The organism is Treponema denticola (assembly GCF_024181645.1).
Taxonomy (GTDB): Bacteria; Spirochaetota; Spirochaetia; order Treponematales; family Treponemataceae; genus Treponema_B; species Treponema_B denticola_A.
In genome coordinates this window covers 2,365,703-2,387,944 of record NZ_CP058624.1, presented here as the reverse complement: position 1 = coordinate 2,387,944, position 22,242 = coordinate 2,365,703, and the positions used below count along the sequence as shown (strand labels likewise).

At 36.6% G+C, this 22,242-nt stretch carries 21 protein-coding genes; 9 read left to right on the top strand and 12 right to left on the bottom strand.

Translation table 11 applies throughout. The features are described from left to right. Nucleotides 1-49: 49 nt before the first annotated feature. Together HO345_RS11265 and HO345_RS11260 are read right to left on the bottom strand one after the other, a co-directional pair. Nucleotides 50-1,615 (bottom strand): LTA synthase family protein, encoded by a 1,566-nt coding sequence (locus tag HO345_RS11265; RefSeq protein WP_253682978.1) that lies wholly within the window; start codon nucleotides 1,613-1,615, stop codon nucleotides 50-52. Between the two features lie 22 nt (nucleotides 1,616-1,637). Then, on the bottom strand, nucleotides 1,638-2,837 hold the full coding sequence (locus tag HO345_RS11260) for a coenzyme F420-0:L-glutamate ligase (RefSeq protein ID WP_253682977.1): 1,200 nt from the start codon (nucleotides 2,835-2,837) through the stop codon (nucleotides 1,638-1,640). 127 nt (nucleotides 2,838-2,964) lie between these two features. On the opposite strand from HO345_RS11260, the gene HO345_RS11255 reads away from it, so the two are divergent. Beyond that, complete coding sequence (locus tag HO345_RS11255) at nucleotides 2,965-4,299, top strand: DUF1015 domain-containing protein (protein WP_253682976.1); 1,335 nt, start codon at nucleotides 2,965-2,967, stop codon at nucleotides 4,297-4,299. A gap of 30 nt (nucleotides 4,300-4,329) precedes the next feature. Here HO345_RS11255 and HO345_RS11250 read toward each other — a convergent pair whose 3' ends face one another. After that, a complete protein-coding gene (locus HO345_RS11250; protein WP_253682975.1) occupies nucleotides 4,330-6,168 on the bottom strand; it encodes an aminotransferase class I/II-fold pyridoxal phosphate-dependent enzyme in 1,839 nt (612 codons plus the stop codon). A 247-nt stretch (nucleotides 6,169-6,415) separates the two neighbouring features. Here HO345_RS11250 and fliS point away from each other — a divergent pair, with 247 nt between their 5' ends. Then, nucleotides 6,416-6,856: a flagellar export chaperone FliS gene (gene fliS / locus HO345_RS11245; RefSeq protein WP_253682974.1), complete on the top strand. Its 441-nt coding sequence runs from the start codon at nucleotides 6,416-6,418 to the stop codon at nucleotides 6,854-6,856. Between the two features lie 10 nt (nucleotides 6,857-6,866). Next, nucleotides 6,867-7,340, top strand: coding sequence for a hypothetical protein (locus tag HO345_RS11240; protein WP_010693743.1), 474 nt, complete (start codon nucleotides 6,867-6,869; stop codon nucleotides 7,338-7,340). Here the strand turns inward: HO345_RS11240 and HO345_RS11235 are convergent. The 3 genes from HO345_RS11235 to HO345_RS11225 are packed head-to-tail and all read right to left on the bottom strand — an operon-like array spanning nucleotide 7,337 to nucleotide 9,798. Further along, nucleotides 7,337-8,251 (bottom strand): thioredoxin fold domain-containing protein, encoded by a 915-nt coding sequence (locus HO345_RS11235; RefSeq protein WP_253682973.1) that lies wholly within the window; start codon nucleotides 8,249-8,251, stop codon nucleotides 7,337-7,339. The genes HO345_RS11240 and HO345_RS11235 overlap by 4 nt on opposite strands. Nucleotides 8,252-8,273: 22 nt before the next feature. Beyond that, complete coding sequence (locus tag HO345_RS11230) at nucleotides 8,274-9,143, bottom strand: nickel/cobalt transporter (RefSeq protein ID WP_253682972.1); 870 nt, start codon at nucleotides 9,141-9,143, stop codon at nucleotides 8,274-8,276. 7 nt (nucleotides 9,144-9,150) lie between these two features. Beyond that, entirely contained in the window at nucleotides 9,151-9,798 is a 648-nt protein-coding gene (locus HO345_RS11225; protein WP_253682971.1) for a DUF1007 family protein, read from the bottom strand. A gap of 103 nt (nucleotides 9,799-9,901) precedes the next feature. Between HO345_RS11225 and HO345_RS11220 the strand changes: the two genes are divergently transcribed. Then, complete coding sequence (locus tag HO345_RS11220) at nucleotides 9,902-10,321, top strand: metal-dependent transcriptional regulator (RefSeq protein WP_044957804.1); 420 nt, start codon at nucleotides 9,902-9,904, stop codon at nucleotides 10,319-10,321. Between the two features lies 1 nt (nucleotide 10,322). Here the strand turns inward: HO345_RS11220 and HO345_RS11215 are convergent, their stop codons facing one another. From HO345_RS11215 to HO345_RS11200, 4 genes are read right to left on the bottom strand one after another with little or no spacing between them, the layout of a single operon-like run. Next, nucleotides 10,323-11,237, bottom strand: a complete 915-nt coding sequence (locus HO345_RS11215; protein ID WP_253682970.1) for a PSP1 domain-containing protein — start codon at nucleotides 11,235-11,237, stop codon at nucleotides 10,323-10,325. An 11-nt stretch (nucleotides 11,238-11,248) separates the two neighbouring features. Beyond that, nucleotides 11,249-11,809, bottom strand: coding sequence for a YaaR family protein (locus HO345_RS11210; RefSeq protein ID WP_253682969.1), 561 nt, complete (start codon nucleotides 11,807-11,809; stop codon nucleotides 11,249-11,251). Between the two features lie 9 nt (nucleotides 11,810-11,818). Then, nucleotides 11,819-12,238 carry a bactofilin family protein gene (locus tag HO345_RS11205; protein WP_010693730.1) on the bottom strand — a complete coding sequence of 140 codons (420 nt, stop codon included), beginning with the start codon at nucleotides 12,236-12,238 and terminating at the stop codon, nucleotides 11,819-11,821. 2 nt (nucleotides 12,239-12,240) lie between these two features. Then, the gene (locus tag HO345_RS11200) at nucleotides 12,241-13,272 is read right to left on the bottom strand and encodes a M23 family metallopeptidase (protein WP_010693728.1); all 1,032 of its coding nucleotides are present in this window, start codon (nucleotides 13,270-13,272) and stop codon (nucleotides 12,241-12,243) included. Nucleotides 13,273-13,523: 251 nt separating this feature from the next. Here HO345_RS11200 and pheS point away from each other — a divergent pair, with 251 nt between their 5' ends. Then, the gene (gene pheS, locus HO345_RS11195) at nucleotides 13,524-15,071 is read left to right on the top strand and encodes a phenylalanine--tRNA ligase subunit alpha (RefSeq protein ID WP_253682968.1); all 1,548 of its coding nucleotides are present in this window, start codon (nucleotides 13,524-13,526) and stop codon (nucleotides 15,069-15,071) included. 79 nt (nucleotides 15,072-15,150) lie between these two features. Here the strand turns inward: pheS and HO345_RS11190 are convergent, their stop codons facing one another. Beyond that, nucleotides 15,151-15,456, bottom strand: a complete 306-nt coding sequence (locus HO345_RS11190) for a hypothetical protein (protein ID WP_253682967.1) — start codon at nucleotides 15,454-15,456, stop codon at nucleotides 15,151-15,153. A gap of 270 nt (nucleotides 15,457-15,726) precedes the next feature. Then, a complete protein-coding gene (locus HO345_RS11185; protein WP_253682966.1) occupies nucleotides 15,727-16,035 on the bottom strand; it encodes a hypothetical protein in 309 nt (102 codons plus the stop codon). Between the two features lie 360 nt (nucleotides 16,036-16,395). Here HO345_RS11185 and HO345_RS11180 point away from each other — a divergent pair, with 360 nt between their 5' ends. The 4 genes from HO345_RS11180 (at nucleotide 16,396) to HO345_RS11165 (ending at nucleotide 22,242) form a co-directional block, all read left to right on the top strand. Further along, nucleotides 16,396-18,021: an alpha-glucosidase gene (locus HO345_RS11180; RefSeq protein ID WP_253682965.1), complete on the top strand. Its 1,626-nt coding sequence runs from the start codon at nucleotides 16,396-16,398 to the stop codon at nucleotides 18,019-18,021. A gap of 94 nt (nucleotides 18,022-18,115) precedes the next feature. Beyond that, nucleotides 18,116-19,120 carry a lipoprotein TP_1001-related protein gene (locus tag HO345_RS11175; RefSeq protein WP_253682964.1) on the top strand — a complete coding sequence of 335 codons (1,005 nt, stop codon included), beginning with the start codon at nucleotides 18,116-18,118 and terminating at the stop codon, nucleotides 19,118-19,120. A gap of 178 nt (nucleotides 19,121-19,298) precedes the next feature. Continuing rightward, nucleotides 19,299-20,543, top strand: coding sequence for a DUF3798 domain-containing protein (locus HO345_RS11170; RefSeq protein ID WP_002673228.1), 1,245 nt, complete (start codon nucleotides 19,299-19,301; stop codon nucleotides 20,541-20,543). 118 nt (nucleotides 20,544-20,661) lie between these two features. Continuing rightward, nucleotides 20,662-22,242: a sugar ABC transporter ATP-binding protein gene (locus tag HO345_RS11165; protein ID WP_253682963.1), complete on the top strand. Its 1,581-nt coding sequence runs from the start codon at nucleotides 20,662-20,664 to the stop codon at nucleotides 22,240-22,242.

Below are 22,242 nucleotides of genomic sequence, written 5' to 3'. Positions count from 1 at the left end.
CTCAAATTATACATAGAATTCTATTTTTTCGATACCACATATTCATAATTCAGTGTTTTTTCATCAGCTTTTCTTCGTAAAAGATTGAAGGTTTTTCAATTTCGGAGTTAAGTTTCTTTAAGCCTTTTTCTTCAAGAAGAGTTTTTTCTCCCGAAAATAAAGAGCGGCCTAGGCCTAAGCCCTTGGCATTAAATTCAATGCCCATACTTTCTACAATTGTGGGGAAAAGATCGAATGTCGTAAACAGCCGGTTTTTGTTTTTATCAGTTGTCTTTGCAGAATTTATAAAGGCATTGTAGGGATGCCTGTCTTGTAGTTTGACGGTAGGCAGGTATAAATCGCCGCCCATGTACAAGTGATCTCCCAAAATGACTATTGTGGTATTTTCATAAAAGTCTTGAGTTTTAGCCCATTCTACAAAATCATAGGCTTTTTTTGATGCTCCGGCGTATACATTGTGTATTTTTTCAAAATAAATGTTAGGGCATTTTTCATCGGCGTAACCGTGGGGAGAATGTGTGTCGGCAGTAAAGAAAATATAGGCAAAAGGCTTATCTTCTTTTGAAAGTTCCATAAGGTCTTCCCGTGTAAATTGATAAAGCTTTTCGTCTTCAAAGCCCCACCAAACATTGTAGCCTTGAGGGATTCTTCCGTTTTCAACAAAGTAAAAATAATCCTGAACCTTAAAATTTTTATGATTTATTAACAAATTACCCAAGCAGCCGAAATCTTTTTGTGATGCCATACTGAATACAAGATTGTAGCCGTTATCGTATAGAAGGTCTCCGAGTCCGTAACCTCCTTCCATAAAATTATCGATTTTTATTGAGGAAGTATTCAAGGATGAAATTTTTAAAGAAGATGAATCAAAAGAAGGGAGATTTAAAATTAACGGAACTCCCATATTTAGGGAAGTGAGGGAGGCTATGGAATGTGAGGTTCCCATAACCTGGGTGCCTCCGCCCAATTTTTCACAATGGCTGAATGAAAGGTTTTGCTCGGCTATCCCGCGTAATTCGGGAATAAGATCGTAACGGGATAAGCCTCCGAATTCTTTTGATGTAGCAGTTATTTCCATCGATTCAAGGTAGAGGATTATAAGGTTTCTCTTTTTTTGAGGAAAGGAAAATTCTACCTTTGAGGGGTCTATATAGTTAGTTTCATAAAGGTCTGTCGGCGGGCTTAATTTATAATAAACATATTGAATATACCCGAATTTATATTGGCTGTATCCTAGAATAATACATAGATAAATTGCCGCATAAAGATGGGGCCTTCTTATTAAAACAGGGAAGAGGCGGTAAGTTTTTCCTTTCTTTGTTTTTAAAACAAGCTTTACTTCTTTTAGGATTAAAACAAGATTTATCAATGATAGGATTATCGGAATTACAAGGGCTTTTAGATAAAAACTTAAAAGGATCTCACTGCTTGTACCGTCGATGGGTGTTACGGCTGTAAAGATAAGCTGATCTATCTGGGCATGAGGAAAAACTCCCAAAAGCCAAATTATTAACATTATAAGAAAAGAATATAAAAGCACGAAGAGACTTCCTAAAAAAGCCTGTTTTTTCTTTTCTTTTTTATTTGTGAATTCAATCTTTTCTCTTATACACATAGCACATCTTCAAGCTAAAAATTTATCCTGTATACTTATCGAAATATCCCTGTATAAATATTATAGGGGTTCCCTTGTCGCCGCTTCCCGATGTAAGGTCTGAAAGTGAACCGATTAAGTCTATAAGCCGCCTTGGTGTAGTTCCTTGCGACTCCATAGAGTCTATATGAGAGGCGGTTTCTTTTTGATGTTTTTCAATATATTCGGCGATTTTTTTCTTTTGCTCTTCTTCACTTAAGTCTTTGAAGTTGTTGTCTGCCAAATACTTTAATTTTACCTCATTGGGCTTGCCTTCAAGTCCCTTTGTATAAGCCGGCGAAACAACCGGATCGGCAAGCTCCCAAATTTTACCTATCGGGTCTTTAAAAGCTCCGTCACCATAAACCATAACCTCGATGGTTTTTCCTGTTTTTTCTTTTATTATAGCCTGTATCTTATCGACAATAACTTGTGCATTCTGAGGGAAGAGTTTTACTCTATCTTCTCCGGATTTATTGGAACCCAGAAGTCCGTAATCCGAATTAAAGCCGCTTCCATTTACAGGACTGCTTAAAATATCATCGAGGCCTAAAACTATCTTTGCTCCGGCCTTTTTTAAAAGTTTTTTTGTTCTATTCCGTGTATGAATATCACAGGCTAAAACCGAATCGGTGTATTCTATTATTTTTTTGGGATCATTGGATAGGATTACAAAGGATTCCGGATTATGCTTTTTAATTATCGAATCATAATATTCTATATAGTCCATTCCTGTGAATTTATGCTTGTGGTCTCCGAATTTGCTTCTAAATTCTTCTCTTGTAAAGGAATTTGTCCATGGGTTTACATCGGAATCTTCAAAAACATCCGGGTCAATCAGGTGGTTTCCTACCTCATCGCTGGGATAGCTTAGCATAATGATGAGTTTATTTTTTGAGCGGGCTATGCCTTCCAAACAAACCGCAAAACGGTTTCGGCTTAAAATAGGAAAAATTAGGCCTATACATGAGTTTCCGAATTTAGCTTTTATATCGGTTGCTATATCGTCAGCTGTTGCATAGTTTCCCTGTGCACGGGCTACTATGGACTCCGTAACAGAAAGAATATCCTTATCTTTTATTGTAAAGTTTTCGGCTTTTGCGGCATTTAAAAGGGTTTCAGCTGCAATTGAGGCTATGTCATCCCCCTCGCGGATTATCGGAGCAATCAAACCTCTGGATGTAGTTCCTACAAATTTCTTCATTTTGAACCTCGGAAAAGTATTATAGGTGCTTTTTTTTTGTTTGTCAATAAGTTTTAAACGAGGCATTTCAGATAGACTATCTTTCATTCTATTGAAACTATTTTATATATAATATATACTATTACACATGTTTGAAAAATATGCTATTAAAATTCCTAATATTTTACTTCCAAACAAGACAATAAATATGGAGACTTGGTCAGTAATCGCTTGCGATCAGTATACCCAAGACCATGATTATTGGAAGAAGGTGTCTTTAATTACAAAAGATCAAAAATCGACTTTAAATCTTATATTTCCCGAAATATATTTAAATAATTTTTCAGAAAAACAAAAACAAGAATATATTTTAAAGATACATAAAAACATGTTAAATTACCTCGATACAGGTGTATTTAACGATATAAAAAACTCTATGATATATGTGGAACGTAAAACCGAATATAATCATTTGAGAAAAGGGCTTATAACATGTATTGATTTGGAAAATTATGATTGGAGAGCCTCTTCAAGAACAATGATACGTGCAACAGAGGAAACCATATTGGAACGTATTCCTGCAAGAGTAGATATAAGGAGGTCTGCACCAATTGAGACCCCGCATATTATGCTTCTACTGAATGACAATAATAACCGTCTAATAGAAGAAATAGGCGATTACTTGCACAAAAATAATACAGACCCTATTTATGATTTTAATTTGATGATGAATTCCGGTAAAATAACCGGTTGGTCTGTTAATGAAGATGCTTTGTATTCACACATAGAAAAAGAACTTGAATGTATATATGATGAAAATAAAGACGAAAAAGGTAATTCTTTTATGTTTGCGGTAGGAGATGGTAATCATTCTCTTGCAACTGCGAAGGCTGTTTGGGATGAATATAAAAAGAAATTTGGAGGAATATCTTCTGATGATAAGTCCATATCTGTTCCTGAGAATATAAAAAATCACCCATTAAGGTATGCTCTTGTCGAGATAGTAAATTTATACGATAAAGACCTAATATTTGAGCCTATACATAGAGTCATTTTTGATGCTGATATTGATGAGCTGGTAAATTTCGTACAATCAAAATTAAGCGGCAGGATTATAAGATGTAATACTAAAAGAGAATTAATTGATATGGTCAATTTATCAAAGAATTGTTTCGGCTTTATATCAAAAGATAATAATTTTATTTGTTTACAGTCCGATATTGAATGTCTTGCAGTTACTGCGATTCAACCTGTATTAGATGAATTTATTTCTTCTGCAAATAAAATAGATTACATCCACGGCTGTGAGGAGACGTTTCAACTTGCAGAGCAAGAAAATGCTGTCTCAATATTATTGCCGCCAATATCAAAAGATAATGTTTCTTCGACCATCGCTAAATACGGCCCCTTACCTAGAAAAAGCTTTTCTATCGGGGAGGCTGATGAAAAAAGGTTTTATTTAGAATGCAGAAAGCTTTTCTAAATAAAACCTCAAAGTAATTGCTGAGACAGATTAAAAGTATTTTGATAAAATTTCTTTTAATGCAGTTATTAAGTAATTGTTATCTTTTTCGTCTCTTACTGCAAGTCTGATATAATTTCCGTTTTCAAAGCCTCTTTTAGATGAAAGGTCTTTGATAAAAATATTATATTTTTCAATCAGCAATATAGCTAGTTTTTCGGGAGATATAGCATTATCCAATTTACACAATACATAATTTGCCTGACTCGGAAAAACGGAAAAATACTCTAATTTTGAAAGTTCTGAAATAAAACGTGTTCTTTCATCAGCTATAAGATCACAGGCTGCCTGATATGTTTTGCTGTATTTATCATAAATTTGTAGAAAATATTCTCCAAATGAGTTGATGTTCCAGATACTGTTTGTTTTTTTGATTTTATTGATATAGTCGGTGTCGGCATTCGCTAAAACGCCCAATCTTAATCCCGGAATACCATAACTTTTACTTATAGATTTTATAACAATCAAATTAGGATATTTATTTAAAATATTTTCGTCCATAAGGGAATATCTCTTTTCTTTTTCTGCAAAATCTATAAATGATTCATCAAAAACGAGAAGAATGTCTTTTCTTTTTAACTCATCACAAAGCCTTAAAACATCGTTTTTTTCTAAAAAGTTACCGGTAGGATTATCAGGGTTAATCAAAATCACTGTTGTTATATTTTCTTTATTTACACAGCTAATTATATCATCAACAAAGTAGCTAAAAGTATCGGGATCGGTATGTATAGGGACTATTTCTCCATTTACTAACCTTTCAGGATACTCATTAAAAGTAGGATAGGGAATTGCAATCTTACCTTTGATGTATTTAGATATTGAAGAAATAAGCTCTGCAGCACCGTTTCCTACAACAATATGCTCAGGTAAAATATTAAATACTTTTGCAGCAAGTAAACTTTGCTGAAAAGCTCCGCTTGGATATTGTGTAAGCAAAGTCTGAAAACTGGATGTCATTTCATTTACAAGCTTTTGGGGCGGGAAATACGGATTTACAAGATAACAAAAGTCTTTTAGCTGAGGAAATCTCCAATAACCTCCGTATCTATTTTGTAAACTATGCAGCTTATCTACTCCGGTTTTAAACCGATCTTCTGCTATAGCTAAGTCTGCAGGATCATCAATTTCATACCAATCCTCTCCTGAAACAACAAAACCTTTTAGTACAGAAGCCGATAAAAAGGATAAAACCTTCAGTACTTGTTCATAATACTCATTTTTTCCAAAGGCTTTTTGATATGCTTCAAGAAATGGAATATAATATTCCTTACTGAATTCTTTTGAAAATTTATAAATATTAACCGTTTTAAAGTAATGATTTATATCATTCCAATTAAATTGTGCCTTATCCAATATGTTTATTATATAGTTATCTTGATCAAGCACAGTGCATGTGCCGTCCATCCATGCTTCAAATGGAGATACGACGGCAATATTTTTATCATTATTCTCAATAATATCTTTTATGAGAGCCGGTTTAAAAATTAAATCACTTTCAAGAAGAATGGTATCGTCCTTTGCCATTTCATTACAGGCAAGATATAAAGAATAAATATTATTTGTTTTATCATATATAGGATTTTCTATATACTCAATTTTCATCCCGTTTAAATTACTTTCATTAAATTTTGAGGAAATGAATTCTTTTAAAACATCGCCTTTATATCCTATAACAACTATCAGTTTATCAATTTTATTTGGAATCAAAGCCTCGATAGTATATTCAATCAATGTTTTTCCGTTTACGGGAACCATACACTTAGTTGCATCTTTTGTATAATTCCGAAGTCTTTTTCCCATTCCTGCTGCTAAAATAATGGCTTGCATTTTACTCCTCCAAAATAAATTAAGTATGAATTTACTTGTTTTATATCTAAAATTGATTATAGATGATGGTATATACTTTGTCAAGTAAATATTTATATCATATTTACAAGCCGGCTTTTATGTAACTTTTTGTATTTTTATCTGTGTTTTAAGATAAAGGGTAAATTGAAATAGAGGCTTTTTCTAAAGGCCTTATTTTAAATACCGATAAATTTAGGAGATACCTATTTTTATTTTTGGAGGGGGTATGAGTTATAATAGTCAGGCTGCAGCAGCTTATAAAGAAACAAGTGTTAAAACGGCAAGTCCGGGTTCTCTTATTCTTATGCTTTATACTGAGGGGATAAAGGAAATAAATCTGGCAATTTCAAAGATGCAAGTGCCTAAAATTCCTGCAAAGGATATAGAAGCTATCAATAATCACATAATTAAGGCTCAAGAGATTATAACGGAGCTTATGGCAGCCTTAGATATGGATATAGGCGGAGAAATAGCTGCAAATCTTCTTTCAATTTATTCATATTTTAATCAACAACTTTTAACTGCTAATCTAAAAAAAGACTATAAACCCTTGTTGGATGTAAGCTCTATGATGCAGGAATTATATGACGTATGGAAGCAAATTATTGAATCTCAGCCTGTACCTCAAAGGTCTGAGGTTTCCGTAGGTGTAAACATAGCCGGATAAGGGGATTCTTATGAAGAAAACGTTAAGCCGTCAAGAAATTGATCAGAGGGTGGCTGTTCTCAAAAGATTTAAAGCCCTTTTACAAGAACAAAGAAAAAAATTCAGTGATTATCTTGTTGTTCTTGAAACTCAGGAACGCAGTATCCACGAGGAAAATATAGATGCTCTTGTGCATCACACGGAGTTGGAGCAGTCGATAATAGGGGATATTTTTACAATTCAAAAGGTAATAGACCCTATAGAAGAAATGTACCGCTTAGGTATGCCGGACAAGGACGATACCGAGGTTGTACGGCTTAAATCCGATCTTAATAAACTTCAATCCCAAGTTATGGACCAAAACCAAAAAAACCGAGAGCTTTTGCAATCGCGAATGGCCGATTTACGTCAAGAGATGATATCTATAAACCCGAATTACAGTTATACAGCAAAAGCCTTCTCCAAACAAGAAGCCGTTTCAAGTTTGGTGGATATCAGCATTTAATTCTTAGCTTTTAAGTATTCAATATCTTCTTTTATTGTTTTAGCTCTAAAGGAATTAGGAGCTTTTTTTAAGGCTGCTTCAAGATGCTCTATTACCGTTTTAATCGGAGGATTCGGCAGGCGGGAATAAAATGAAGCTATATTGCACAAGGTAAGCTGCTCTTCTTCAGGGTTTAAAAAACCTGTTTCTAAGACCTTTTTTAACTCAGCTATTATTTCCGTATATTTTTGCTGTTTAAACAAGGGTTCAATGTTTAACTCCATTCTTGCAAGTATAAATGAACCTAATAATCCGCTTTCATTTGAAGGGTCGCTTGCTATTCCTTCATCAAAAAAAGTTCGGTATTTTTCAGGTTCGATAAGATAAATTGTATCAAAAAATGCGTTTATTGCTTTTATTTTTTCAGGGCCGTCCGTTTCGTTTATGTTTTTTCTTAAAGTTTCTACCGTTACGCTTTTTTCTTTTAGCTTATTCAGATACTCTAAAAATGAAGAGGAATTATTAACTTGTTCAGGAATCAGATCCGAATGGTAAACGTCTCCATGTTCATTCATCAAGCAAAGATAGGGAACTTGGGTAATATTATAATCGGAAAAAAGAACATAGTTTTTTTCCAATTGGACCGAATCAGCCGAGCCGGTTTCCTTTACTATATCTATATTATAAAAAATAAAATCCTTGTTTATTTTTGAAAATAAGCTGTCCGTAAAAACATTTTCCAATAAGTTCTTACTTTGCGGATCCGTATCGGAGGCACTAAAAAGCATGAGCCCATGTTTTTTTGATAGGGCTATATCCTTTTCGATAGTGGTTCCGTCTGTTTTCCAATCTTTTTGTACGCTTGAACAGCTTGTAAGAAAAATCACAAAAAAGACAAACAGATAAATTCTCATAAAGTTGATAAATTTCATATTAACTCCCGCAAAACAAATTCTATTTTAGCATTCTAAACAAACTTAGAATAAAAGGCAAGGCCGTTCGTACCGAAATGTAGAGTAAAAAGCCGTAAGCTCCGATTTGAAGGATAGAACCGGTTATACCGACAATCCTTTCTTTCCCCTTTAATTTGTAGAAAATGCTCGTTCTTCCGCCCCAAGCCAAATATCCCGAAGCTATTATCGGAATACTCATACCTATGGACATAGCTATTGCTGCAAAGATACCTAAAGCCAAAATATCGAGGCTTACGGCTAAAACCAATACAAGCATGGCTGCAGGGCAGGGATAAATACCGCTTATTAAAAGTGCTCCAAGTTTAAGCTTTTTATGGTTTAAATCTTTTTTTGTATTTATGTCCTTTATTGCATCGATTATTCCGTAAAGAGATAAGATTATTAAGATTAAAAAGGAGATTCCTTCCATGTATATCATTGCGTCATTTGAGCGTGAGAGGATTGCTCCCGAAAGCCCTTTAAAAATCAGCATTAGGATTATGGCTGCTCCTCCATGCATTCCTGCTAAAGCAAGGCCTGTAAAAAGCGGTTCTAAGCGGTTTGATTCTTTTGTAAGGTAAAACGAGAATATAATCGTTTTACGGTGTCCCGGACCTGCCGCATGTACCAAGCCGTATAAAAATGAAAGGGCCAGTATGGACAATAAAACATCAAAATTTTTATTTTCTTTCCAAGCGCTTATATAGTCTCCCAACTTTTGGTTTAAAATACGCTGTCCTTTTAAAATGTTTTCTGAAGGCTGACCCTGATATACGGGCGCCGGTGAATTCTTTTTTCCCGTAAAGGGATTTGCGGACAATAGGGCGAGATTAAGAATAAAAAGAATAACAAAAATACCTTTTTTTTTCATAAGCGTTTTAAAACCTGATTCTTACCTCTTTTGGATAATAGGTATTAAGACCGGGTGCCCACTTATAATATATTCTATTATCATCCATCGCTCCCAGAGGGTCATAGTAAACGGGATAATTTTTATTTTCGATGACGGTATATGAGGGAGTTATTAGAGTCTTGTCATATATGAATTTAACTGCTGCATTTTTAGGATAGGTAATATCACAAAAGAAAGTATAATCGTAACAGGCTAAAAATATTTCCTGCCCCTTAAACCCGCTTAAATCTATAAAAAAGCGGTAACTTACAATCCCCTTATTTTGCCAGACGGAAAAAGATGCCTTTGCAATATGCTCAGGACTTGTACGCTTTTCCCCCTGTCTTATAAATGTAAAATAGTAATAGTTTTCAGTATAACTAAAAGCATTTTCGTATACATCAGCCGTTTCCGCTGCATTAAATACACCGTCTCCGTTTAAGTCATAACCGCTTATAATATCCGCACTAAAAAATCTATCAAATGTCCATGTTACGTAGGCGCCTTTTAAGGTTTTCCCTGCAAAAATGACTTCAAGAGAGCTGGTAAACCACATATGAGGGTGAGAAAAAGATTGAAAATTTATAAAAATTAAAAAGATAAATAACAGTATATTTTTTTTTGATTTTAACATATTTTTATCTTGCCGCCGAAACATAAAGTTAGAACAAATATTCTTTTGATATGATACAAAAAACTCCTTGTTTTGTCAAAGGAAATAGTGTATAATGTTAGACATGAATAAACGAATACATGTAACAGGAACCATTACTTCTTCAAAAGAAGATTATCTTGAGCGGATTTACGACTTATCTTTGATTGATGAGCAGGTAAGATCAATTGATGTTGCAAGGGCATTGAATGTTTCTCGGGCAAGTGTTAATAAATCGCTTGGAGGACTAAAAGAGGATGGATATATAGAGCAAGAACCTTACGGAACAATCACTTTAACAAAAAAAGGCAGAGCGATTGCAAAAGATGTCCGCACCAGGCACAATGCACTTAGAACTTTTTTAACTCAAGTTCTTAATGTAGATTATGAAATTGCAGATAAGGACGCTTGCGAAATGGAACATGCAATCAGCAAGCATACGGCAGATAAGCTTTATGCCTATTTAAAAAAACTTGGTATAACCGAAAAAGATATCGATAAATAGATTATCTTACTTGCCACTTTCCTCCGATATTGACCACACGCTTTGATGGCAGAGAAAGGATTCGTCCGTCTTCTCCCAATAAGGAAACCATTTGGGTAAGAAGGTTTACCTCTGTAATCTTAAAGGTTGTACCGTCATATGGGAATCTTGCGCCTTCAGGCGGCATTAATCTCCTAGCTTCTGCGTACCAATCATATTCGTAAGAGAGGCAGCATAATAATCTTCCGCACTGTCCCGATATTTTTGATGAATTGAGCGATAGGTTTTGTTCCTTTGCCATTTTTATAGAAACAGGTTTAAGTTTATCGGTTACGTTATGACAGCAATAGGGTCGTCCGCAGCAGCCGAGGCCTCCTATAATGCGTGATTCGTCTCGGACTCCTATTTGCCTTAACTCAACTCTTATTTTAAAAACGGAAACAAGATCTTTGACTAATTTTCTAAAATCAATCCTTGTATCTGCACTGAAAAAGAACAATACCTTAGGTTCATCAAGTAAAAAATGGCAGCCTATAAACTTCATTTCCAAGTTATTTAGGGCGACCTTTTCTTTAAAAATCTTGGCGGCTTCTTTTTCTTTTTTATTGTTTTTCTCTAGGATAATCTCTTCTTCAGCATTTATTTTTCGAATAATTTTTACAACCTCATCCGGGTTGGCATTGATGGGAGCCTTGACAGGACCTCCGAAACGAGCTGCATCAGTACCGTACCGTGTAGGTACAAGAACAAAGTCCCCTGTTTTAAATTCTTGATGCTCATCAGCTGTCGCATAAAAGCTTTCTTTTGAGTAATCCAAATTAAGCTCATATAGGGGTTGAGGAAAATCGTTGGGATTTGAGCTCATTTTTACAGGTCTTTGATCTTTATCTTCAAGAGATTCGATATCTTCTATATTTTCGTTAATGTCATAATTCATTATTACCCCGCCTATGTAGTCAAGTTGACTAAAAGACCTTTTATTTCATCCAGTTTAGCTAAGATTTGCAGTTTTTCAAGTTGATTAAATAAAAGTTCCTGTGTTAGTTTGTCTATTTTTTCATCAATGACTTTTACTATTACATAATTACGCTGTTTTAGCGGATTTAAACCGCCTGAAGTTATCGCTTTTACATTAAGTGAATGTTGCAGTGCAAAGTTTACAAAGCTTTTGACTGCTTTTTTATATTTGTTTATTGTTTCCTCATTTACGTTCTCGGCCAGATTAGCCCCGCTGGAATAAACCTCGTCCTGTAAGACGGCCAAAATATCGTCTACAGCTTTTTTTCTTTCTTCAGGATTAAGCCCTTCCAGTTTTTTTTCGTAATAGGATTCCTCAGACTCTTGAATATTGCTATCCAAAATTGTATCTAAAAAAGTTTTTTGCTTTTTTACTTTGGTATTTTCCGTTTTTCGTGCTTGATTTTTTTGAATGTACGAATCTTTGGCTATTAGAGGTGCGGCGGTATTAAGAGCGGAAACATAGTTGCTTGTATCCACGGAGTTTCCCATAATTTAACCTCACCTGGAATGTACAAGAGCAGAAGCCGCAAGGCCCTGCCTATTTTTGTATTCTTTTTCCGCCTTTTCAAATTCGGCCTGATTATCTACGGCAAAGCAGTAGCCGTGTAAAAATACATCATCATCTAAGCGTATTTTTTTTGTCAAAACCGAGCCCAAAATAAGGCCTGTTGACAGGACGACCACGCTTTCCGGAGCTATAACATCGCCTTGAACCATTCCGCCTATGGTTATCGACTTGGCATGTATATTTCCTCGTACTCTTGCATTTTCTGCAATTATAACTCTTCCGGGGGTTTTTATGTCTCCGTTTATATCTCCGTCTACACGTAAAAATCCGGGTACACTTAAACTTCCGTTTACAAAGCTTCCCGGGCCTATGATTGTGTTTATGGAAATATCGTCAATAAAATCAGCCATGACTATTTTTTTCTTCCGGTATTCTTTATGTTAAGATATTTCATAGGATCGACAACGTCGGAACCTATGTGAACCTCATAGTGCAAGTGGGGGCCGGTAGATATACCTGTATTGCCTATGTAGCCTATTACCTGTCCCTTTTGTACATGCTGTCCTCGTGTAACTCTAAATGAGCTTAGGTGAGCGTATCTTGTAAAAAAACCATGCTTATGCTTAATAATAATGTAGTTACCCCAGCCTGAATCAGTTTCTACCGTAATAACCTGTCCGTCAGCCGTAGCCATAATCGGGTCGCCTGAGCGGCCTGTTGCAAGGTCTATACCGGTATGAATATACCATTGGCCGGTAAAAGGATGACGGTTTTGCCCGAAGGCCATCGTGATATGCCCGATACCGCCCTTAATGGGCCAAAGACTCGGAATATCCGAAAAGAGGGCTGTTTGAGTGTCCATCAGTTTTGCCATTTCCTGTACGGGTTGAATGGTGTCCTGTAAATAGGCTGAAAGTTTTTTTAGCTCGCTTACTTCTCTTGCCGTTCCTTGGGCCTGTTCTTGGACATTAAACAGGAGTGAAAGGTCGCTTGAATCATCGTTTTCTGCACCTGTTTCCATAATGGACTGTAAACCCAAAGATGTTAGTGTAGAAGAAAGAGTAGATTGAAAATTCTTTGCATTTTTTAAAAGGTCATTTGTTTCATTTTTTAGAACATTAAGACTGGCTTGAGTTTTACGTGTTTCTTCCTTTAGGTTGGCCAGTTTTCTGGCTGAAGCTACAGATTCGGCTGCAAACCAAAAAAATGAAGCTAAAATACCTACAAGCAAAACCGAAACAAAAACAATCGAAAAAATACTTGCCTGAAAATTTACAACCCTTTTTTGAGAATGCGGAACAACCATTACGGTAAGTTTTTTGCGTCCGCCGTTGATGAATTTCATTACACCCTTAGATACGCTTGTACAAAAAGCCTTAAAAAGCTCATTAAAATAGCGTACCAAGTTGTTTTCTGCCCGTTTATATGTTCGTGTTCTTGACACTTTAAACTCCTCTTTTGACTATACCATAATTAAATAATAAAAAATACAAATTAAAATTTCAAAAATTAAAGGTACTGTCTTTCTTTTATCGGTTTTTTAGGTCAAATTATTTAGCACACAACCGACATAACATTATATAATAAGTAAGATTTTTTGTAAAGCCCTAAAAAATTATATAATCCGAATTGTGTACAAAGAATTGAAAATGTGCTATAATCCTCTATCTTTTTAGATGAATTTCGGAGCAAAATATGGATATTAAAAGCATTATCAAAAATCTTCATCCTCTTGAGATTAAGGTTTTAAAAAATTTTAAAATAGGCGAGTATCTTGATAACAAAAAACTTGAGCTTAAACTTTCGTATAAAGAAGGCCATGCAAATCAGGTTTTTTCGTGGCTTAAAATGAAGGGCTTAATAAAAGAAACCGACCGCAAAAAGCACATATTTTTTGAGCTTACAAATATCGGAACAGATTTTGCCGAACGAGGCACTCCGGAACAAAGAATTTTACAGCTTTTAAAAGAAAAAGGCGAACTGAAACTTCCCGAAATTGCTGAAGCCCTTAATTTGGAAAATAAGGATGTAGGTTCGGCCTTCGGCGTTCTTTCAAAAGAAGGTGCCGTCAAGATGAATGAAGAAAAAAAGGCTTCCTTTGTGCAAGAACCGCAATCAAAACGCTTTAAAATAATTACCGAATTGTTGAAAAAAGGCCTTAAAACCGCAGGCCATATCATAGCCGAGGAAGATCTTGATGATGAAGAACGCGAGATTATCAACTCAATTGCAAAAAAACGCGGAGCAGCCGACAGCCCCTATAAGATTGTAGAGCGGGATTCGGTTGTTTACGGGTTTACTGACGATGTTCCTTCCATTCAAAAAGAGCTTGAAGCAGAGGGCATTACAGGCGATGAAACGGGACAGCTTACAGCCGAGAGCTTAAAAACCGGTAGCTGGAAAAATCAAACATTTAGAAGCTACAATATAAATCTTCCGCCTGCCCGTATAATTTCGGGAAGAACCAATCCCTATTGCGACTTTTTGGAGGGAGTAAAGGACAAGCTCGTAGGTTTGGGCTTTGAAGAATTTGACGGCCCTCTCGTAGAAACCGATTTTTGGAACTCGGACGCTCTTTTTATGCCCCAATTCCATGCAGCCCGCGATATTCATGACGTTTACTACATAAAAAATCCGACTCATGCAAAGAGCATTGAAGAGCCATTTTTATCCCGCGTTGCCGAAGTCCATGAGACAGGCGGAAATACAGGAAGCCGAGGCTGGAATTATTCTTTTGACAGGAATTTTACAAAACGCCTCTTGCTTAGAAGTCAAGGCACGGTTCTTTCAGCCCATCAGCTTGCAAAGGCTAAAATACCGGGCAAATATTTCGGCATAGCCCGATGTTTCCGGTACGATAAGGTGGATGCTACCCACCTCTCCGACTTTTATCAAACCGAAGGAATAGTTTTAGGCAATGAGGTTAATTTAAAAACCTTGTTGGGCATCCTCAAAATGTTTGCCGTCGAAATAGCCGGTGCTACCGAGGTAAAATATGTCGGCGGCTACTTCCCCTTTACCGAACCTTCGATTGAAGTGCATATAAAACACCCCGTTTTAGGCTGGTTCGAGCTTGGCGGCTCAGGCATCCTCCGCCCCGAAGTATCCAGAACGATGGGGGTTGATGTCCCCGTATTGGCTTGGGGAATAGGCATTGACCGAATGGCCCTTATGGCCCTTGGCTTAAACGATTTGAGAGAGCTGTTCAGCTCGGATATTGAGGGAGTCAGGCTCAGGAAGTAAAAAAAAGCCCCATCGGAGGGCGGAATCTTCCGATGGGGATAAAACTTTACCTGATTAAAAACAGGCTTTGAAGTTAAATTTACTTTTTCTTGGGTACGAAGCGTTTTCTTAATTCAGCTGCACCAGTATTTTTTGCGATAGCTTTGCCTTCTTTTTTATCCACAATTTTAAAATTTAACTTATTGGCTTCACCATTAACTAAAGCCAGTCCTGCTGTTACCTCAGCTGCAGATATCTCATTTGCTTTTGCCTCTGTTTCAAGTACACTTATAAAACTTTCATAAAAAGCTTTTTGTTCAGTATTCATTTTAAAAGCACAAGAAGTAAACAACAAAGCGGACACAGCCAACAAAAGTACAACTGTAAAAATTTTTTTATTTTTCATTAATATCTCCTTATAGACACCTAAATATTTTTAGTTAAAGCCTTTAAGAAAAATTCCGCTCTTCTTAAAAACTTTGCAAGTGTCTAGTAGCTATACTATACCATACCATACCATCTGTCAAGTCCCCTTGTAATCTTTTAGAAGAAAATTTATGAAATAGCCGGTACTGCTGAGGTAAACGGCGGCTCAGGAAGAAAAAAAAAGCCCCATCGGAGGATGGAATCTTCCGATGGGGATAAAACTTTGCTTGATAAAAAACAGGTTTTGCAGTTACTTTATCTTCTTGGGTACAAAGCGTTTTCTTAATTCGGCTGCTTTAGTACCTTTTGAGATATCTGTGCCGGGTTTTTTATCCACAATTTTATAATTTAATGCAAGGGCTTCAGTATTAATTTCTGCAAGCATGTCTATAACAGCTCCTGCAGGTATATGTCTAGTTTTTAATTCATTCTCAAGCGCGTTTATAAACTTTTCATAATGTGCTTTTTGTGCAGCATTCATTTTAAAAGCACAAGAAGTAAACAACAAAGCGGACACAGCCAACAAAAGTACAACTGTAAAAATTTTTTTATTTTTCATTAATAACTCCTTATAAAAACTTTTTGTAAGGATTATCAAATCCTGAAAAAAGTTTTTTCAAGTAGTTTTGCTTTATGCAAAACTACATACAATAATGCGATGTTTTGTACCCTATGTACAAAACTCGTCAGATAAACAGTGAGGCTGAATTTCTGCCGAACTGTTTATCATAACTCCTTATAAAAACTTTTTGCAAGTGTTTATACGGCCATACTATACTACAATATACATACTGTCAAGAGCCCGTATATTCTTTATCTATTAACTATATCTTTTTGAAATATATATCCATTAAATATAGACAAATAATAAAAAACAATTAGAATATAAGTTAGATAAAATTCATTTAGGAGAAGATGTATGGAATGGTGGAATAAAAGGGTTTTTTATCAGATATATCCCAGAAGTTTTTGTGATGCAAACGATGACGGGATGGGAGATATTCAGGGTATTATCTCAAAATTGCCTTATTTAAAGGAACTGGGTATAGGGGCAATTTGGCTTTCTCCCGTAACAGCATCCTCCGATTATGATAACGGCTATGATGTTTCCGATTATTGCGATATCAACCCCAAATTCGGCACCATGGACGACTTTAAGGCTCTATTAAAAGAAGCGGATAAACTGGATATAAAGATTGTGATGGACTTGATTATAAACCATACAAGCGATCAGCATAGGTGGTTTATCGAGTCCAAAAATCCAGAATCTCCCTACCATAATTATTATGTTTGGAAAGAACCTAGGCTTGTAAAGGGTAAAAAACTGCCCCCCAATAACTGGGACAGCCTTTTTTTGGGTTCTGCATGGAAGTATTGCGAAGAAAACGGACTCTATTATCTTCACCTTTTTACTGAAAACCAGCCGGATCTAAACTATAACAATCCCGCGGTTATTGAAGAAGTAAAAAAGATATTGAAGTTTTGGCTGGATATGGGAGTCGCCGGTTTCCGCTGCGATGTTATAAACTGTATTTATAAAACTTCTTATGAGGATGCAAAAAAAAGAAGGATTAAAACAGGCAAAGAGTTTTATCTTTCTCAAAAGGGCTGCCACGATATTCTAAAAGAATTAAATAGAGATGTCCTAAAACCTTACAATGCTTTTACGGTGGGAGAAACTATGGACGTTTCTTTAGAAGAAGCTAAAGATTTTATTCAGGACGAATTGACTCTTGTTTTTCCTTTTGAACACCACACGGGGGTGGACTGCTGGTTTCAAATTCCGGTTTTTAAACGGAAATATAAACCTTTCCGAATGATTAAAATCTTAAAAAAATGGCAGACTAAAATGCCGTGGACTCCTCTTTTCTTTGAAAATCACGATCAGGTACGTTCCGTTTCGAGGTTTGGGGATGAGGGAAAATACTACAAAGAAAGCGTCAAAATGCTTGCAACCGTGCTTTTAACCCAAAAAGGAACCCCCTTTATTTATCAAGGGCAGGAAATCGGGCTTACCAATACCGATTTTAAAAGCATGGATGAAATTGACGATATAGCCACAAAGAATATTTATGACACTCTCCGCCGTCTTAAATTCGGTAAAAAACGGGCCTTTAAAATGACCATGAACTATGCCCGAGATCATGCAAGAACTCCCATACCTTGGGATGATTCCGAAAACGGGGGCTTTTGTACCGTAAAGCCTTGGCTCCGGCTTAACGAAAAATATAAAGAGATAAATGTAAAAAAGAACCTATCCGAGCCTGATTCCTGCTTTAATTATTATAAGAAACTGATAGCCTTAAGAAATGAGGAAGAAGCTTTGCAGTCAGGCGATATAGAATTTGTCGATTTGGGAAAGGATATTTTTGCATATTACCGCAAAAAAGACGATAAAACTTTTTTTATTGTTTCCAATATGTCAGGCAAGGTTCAGAAGATAAGGGAAGAGGTCAGAGGCCTCCCGATTCTATTTAATTATAGAAACTTTAATCCTCAACAGAAGATTTTACGTCCCTTTGAGTCTGTAATTACAAGAATTTAGGGTATCTCAAAAAAACTTATTGGATTTTAAGAAATATTTTAAAATTTTACTATAAAGGCTAAAAAAAACATACAAGATAGGTAGGAGGTCTTTTATGAAAAAAAGATTTTTTTTACCTGTTTTGTTGGTTTTGAGCTTATGTGCTTCTTGCAGCGGAATGATTGAGCAGCCGGGCTTTGTTTCAATTTTTCTTGGGTATAATGAGAGCATTACTCTCAAAGAATTTGAGCAGTCCCCAAATAATGAGATAACTCTTATTTTTGAAGGGCGTGCTGTCAGTCTCCAAGCTTATGCTTTAAAAGGAAATTTACCCGAAGAAATTTTGTGTACTGTTGAAGAGATTAAAGCAGCCAATTTTTCGCAGAACAAGGCTTATAAGGCTAAGAACGGCGCCCTTTCCGTTTTTAAGATTAAGCCCGGTGCAAATTTTGAGATAGGCGAAGATTTTAAAATATGCGGGAAGGTTAAAGCTCAAAATCAATTTCTTGATTTTGAGCTTCCATTTAAGGGGGCAAACACTAGGCCTGCAGAGCTGTCTTTTTCTTCTTTAAAGCTAGGCTCCGCATCTAAAGAGGGCTTTATAAGATTCAGCGTAAAAAAAAGCGGAAACTTATTTGGGGTAAGTCTTGTAAATGCGGGGAGCTTAAAAGAACCTGACTATGTGTTTCCTGCCTTTGAGGTAGAAGCGGGGAATATAATTGTATTCTATTGGTATTTACCTCTGGACGGCTCAGTGCCTGAAGACGGCATTTTAGTTTCCGCTGATGCTTGTAATGCTCTTGAGCCGGGAGAAAAGGCTTTTTGTTTTTGGGCTAAGCTGCAAAAGTTTCAGCCGAAAAGAACGAATGCCGTTCTTATTAGAACAAGTCAAAATGATGGTTTACAGGATGCCGTCTTGTTTAGGAATCCCAAGGATGAAGAATGGGGAAGGCCTGAAATTGAACGAGCCGCATTGGAAGCTGCCGAAGCCGGTTTATGGCAGCCTGATGGAGATATTTTAAATGCAGTACAAGCAAATATAACTCCTACAAAAATGATTAAACGGATTTCGCAGGTAACAATAAATCATAATGCTGCGGACTGGGTTTTGACAAAATAAATTTAAAAAAAATTATAAAAAAACTTGACGGCTAAATACATGTGTGCTACAATTTTAACCAGCAGTTTAAAAGTGTCTATTTTGTCTTTAAGATAGTCTCTTAATTAAGCAGGTAATACACAAAAAGCTGCAAAGTTTTTAAACTTTTATAGTTTTCTTAAAAAGTGGAGGTTCATTTATGAAAAAGAGAACTTTGGTTTTCGGTGTTTTTTTGATAGCATTGTTTGCTTTTATCGCAGGATGCAGCAAAGAAACTGAGGAAAAAGGATCTGCAAAAACAGAAACTAAAGGTCCGGCATATCACATTGGAATTATGACCGGAACAGTATCGCAATCTGAAGATGACTTGCGCGGAGCTGAAGAGCTTATCCGCCTTTACGGTTCTGTAAAAGACGGCGGAATGATTCAGCATATTACCTATCCTGATGATTTTATGTCTCAGCAGGAAACAACAATCTCTCAGATTGTAGCTCTTGCGGATGATCCTAAAATGAAGGCTATCGTTACAAATCAGTCAATTCCGGGAACAGCAGAAGCTTTTAAACGCGTAAAAGAAAAGAGACCCGATATTCTTTGTTTTGCCGGTGAAGCTCATGAGGATCCGCTTGTAATTGATGCCGCCGCCGATATGGTTGCATCTCAGGATTTTATTTCTCGAGGATATACAATCGCTTGGGCTGCAAAACAAATAGGAGCAAAACATTTTGTTCATATTTCTTTCCCCAGACACATGTCATATCAGACCTTAGGTTTACGCCGACAGCTTCTTGAAATTGCTTGTAAAGAGGATTTGGGTATGGAATTCCATTTTGAAACAGCTCCTGATCCCACAAGCGATGTCGGAACAGCCGGTGCTCAGCAATTCATTTTGGAAAAAGTTCCTCAGTGGATTGAAAAATATGGAAAAGAAACTTGTTTCTTCTGTACAAATGATGCTCATACGGAACCATTGTTAAAGCAGCTTTTTGCTTACGGCGGTATGTTTATTGAAGCAGATTTGCCCTCGCCATTGATGGGATATCCCGGAGCTTTAGGTATCGACTTATCTGCAGAGCAGGGCGACTTCCAAAAAATATTAAAGAAAGTCGAAGATACTGTTATTGCAAAGGGCGGAAAAGGAAGATTCGGTACTTGGGCATATTCTTTAGGCTTTACCGTTTCTGCAGGTTTGGGCGAATATGCCCGCCGTGTTATTGACGGAGAAGCAAAACTACATAATATGAAGGATTTGTCGGAAGCCTTTAATAAGTTTACTCCGGGGGCAAAATGGAAGAGTACTGCGTATGTTGATGCAAGCACGGGCGTTCGCTCAAAGAATCATGCCTTGATGTTTATGGATACGTATGTTTTCGGTCAGGGTTATCTGCCGTCTACAGCACAGGAAATTCCGGAAAAATATTATACCACTAAATTCTCCAACTAAATTGGGGCTAATTATTGGTTAATTTATTTTTAAAGGATTATTTAATTTTCCTTAACTCGTAATTTTATAGGGGCGGATTAGCTTCGCCCCTTACTTTTTGATTTAGGACAGAACTGTTATGAATGACAATAAAGATTTTTTGACATTGGAAAATATCACAAAAGATTTTTCCGGTACACAGGTTCTGCAAGGTGTGAATTTTTCGTTAAAAAGAGGAGAAATAATCGGTTTGGTAGGAGAAAACGGGGCCGGTAAAACAACTCTGATGAGCATCTTGTTTGGAATGCCTGTTATTAACGATACAGGAGGATATGGCGGCCGTATTTTGATTGAGGGAAACGAAGTCAAATTTAAGTCGCCTTTTGATGCTTTGGATGCAGGAATCGGAATGGTTCACCAAGAATTTTCACTGATTCCCGGGTTTTCTGCAACGGAAAATATAATGTTGAACAGGGAATTACAAACCCCTTCTATCCTTTCGGACTTATTTACCCCCCGATTAAGTTTATTAAAAAGAAAAGAAATGAATGATAGAGCTCAAGCCGTTTTAAACGAGCTTGGCGTTTCAATAGATGCCCGCACATTAATTTCGGAAATGCCTGTAGGCCATAAGCAATTTACCGAAATTGCACGCGAAATAGACAGAGATAATGTAAAACTTTTGGTTTTAGATGAGCCGACTGCCGTTTTAACCGAATCCGAGGCGGATATTCTTTTAGCGGCAGTAAAAAAACTTGCAGATAAGGGAATAGCCGTAATTTTTATTTCGCATAGATTGCAGGAAGTTATAGATATATGCGATAGAGTTGTAATCCTAAGAGACGGAAAAACGATTCAAGATAAAAAAACAAGCGAGATAACAATTCCTGAAATTGCTGCAGGTATGGTAGGCCGCGAAATTTCCAATACGGAAAAAAAAGACAAGGAAAAAAAGACAGGGCCTGTAGTGCTTGATGTAAAAAATCTTTGGGTCGATATGCCCGGTGAGATTGTCCGAAATGTAAACTTTTCCGTTCACGAAGGCGAAATCTTCGGTATAGGCGGTCTTGCAGGTCAAGGAAAGGTCGGTATTCCCAACGGAATTATGGGTATCTTCCCGGCCGGAGGAACTGTAACATTTAAAGGAAAGGAGCTCTCGTTAAATAATACTAAGCAGGCCTTACTGGACGGATTAGCATTTGTTTCTGAAGACAGACGAGGTGTAGGTCTTCTTCTTGATGAAAGCCTTGAGTGGAATATCGCTTTTACGGCTATTCAATCTAAAAGAGCATATCTAAAAAGTTATTTGGGCGGCCTTCTTAAAATAAGAGATGAAAAAGCGATGAAATCTCTGGCAGACAAATATATAGATATGCTTCAAATACGATGTACGGGAAGTCATCAAAAGGCAAAGGAGCTTTCGGGCGGAAATCAGCAAAAGATTTGTTTAGCTAAGGCTTTTTGCCTTGAGCCTGAGATTCTTTTTGTTGCAGAACCTACGCGAGGTATTGACGTAGGTGCAAAGGCCCTTGTTTTGGATGCCTTGAGAAAAATAAATAAGGAACTCGGTACTACAATCATTATGATTTCAAGTGAGCTGGAAGAGCTCCGTTCCGTCTGCGACAGGGTTGCAATCGTTTTCCACGGAGAGATTTCAGGAATTTTGCCGCCGGAAGAAAAACCGGCAGAATTTGCTTTATATATGGCGGGGGTAAAATAG

Coding starts and splice junctions, on each gene's coding strand:
- HO345_RS11265 (WP_253682978.1), bottom strand. CDS start 1,615: ATGTGTATAAGAGAAAAGATTGAATTCACAAATAAAAAAGAAAAGAAA.
- HO345_RS11260 (WP_253682977.1), bottom strand. CDS start 2,837: ATGAAGAAATTTGTAGGAACTACATCCAGAGGTTTGATTGCTCCGATA.
- HO345_RS11255 (WP_253682976.1), top strand. CDS start 2,965: ATGTTTGAAAAATATGCTATTAAAATTCCTAATATTTTACTTCCAAAC.
- HO345_RS11250 (WP_253682975.1), bottom strand. CDS start 6,168: ATGCAAGCCATTATTTTAGCAGCAGGAATGGGAAAAAGACTTCGGAAT.
- fliS (WP_253682974.1), top strand. CDS start 6,416: ATGAGTTATAATAGTCAGGCTGCAGCAGCTTATAAAGAAACAAGTGTT.
- HO345_RS11240 (WP_010693743.1), top strand. CDS start 6,867: ATGAAGAAAACGTTAAGCCGTCAAGAAATTGATCAGAGGGTGGCTGTT.
- HO345_RS11235 (WP_253682973.1), bottom strand. CDS start 8,251: ATGAAATTTATCAACTTTATGAGAATTTATCTGTTTGTCTTTTTTGTG.
- HO345_RS11230 (WP_253682972.1), bottom strand. CDS start 9,143: ATGAAAAAAAAAGGTATTTTTGTTATTCTTTTTATTCTTAATCTCGCC.
- HO345_RS11225 (WP_253682971.1), bottom strand. CDS start 9,798: ATGTTAAAATCAAAAAAAAATATACTGTTATTTATCTTTTTAATTTTT.
- HO345_RS11220 (WP_044957804.1), top strand. CDS start 9,902: ATGAATAAACGAATACATGTAACAGGAACCATTACTTCTTCAAAAGAA.
- HO345_RS11215 (WP_253682970.1), bottom strand. CDS start 11,237: ATGAATTATGACATTAACGAAAATATAGAAGATATCGAATCTCTTGAA.
- HO345_RS11210 (WP_253682969.1), bottom strand. CDS start 11,809: ATGGGAAACTCCGTGGATACAAGCAACTATGTTTCCGCTCTTAATACC.
- HO345_RS11205 (WP_010693730.1), bottom strand. CDS start 12,238: ATGGCTGATTTTATTGACGATATTTCCATAAACACAATCATAGGCCCG.
- pheS (WP_253682968.1), top strand. CDS start 13,524: ATGGATATTAAAAGCATTATCAAAAATCTTCATCCTCTTGAGATTAAG.
- HO345_RS11190 (WP_253682967.1), bottom strand. CDS start 15,456: ATGAAAAATAAAAAAATTTTTACAGTTGTACTTTTGTTGGCTGTGTCC.
- HO345_RS11185 (WP_253682966.1), bottom strand. CDS start 16,035: ATGAAAAATAAAAAAATTTTTACAGTTGTACTTTTGTTGGCTGTGTCC.
- HO345_RS11180 (WP_253682965.1), top strand. CDS start 16,396: ATGGAATGGTGGAATAAAAGGGTTTTTTATCAGATATATCCCAGAAGT.
- HO345_RS11175 (WP_253682964.1), top strand. CDS start 18,116: ATGAAAAAAAGATTTTTTTTACCTGTTTTGTTGGTTTTGAGCTTATGT.
- HO345_RS11170 (WP_002673228.1), top strand. CDS start 19,299: ATGAAAAAGAGAACTTTGGTTTTCGGTGTTTTTTTGATAGCATTGTTT.
- HO345_RS11165 (WP_253682963.1), top strand. CDS start 20,662: ATGAATGACAATAAAGATTTTTTGACATTGGAAAATATCACAAAAGAT.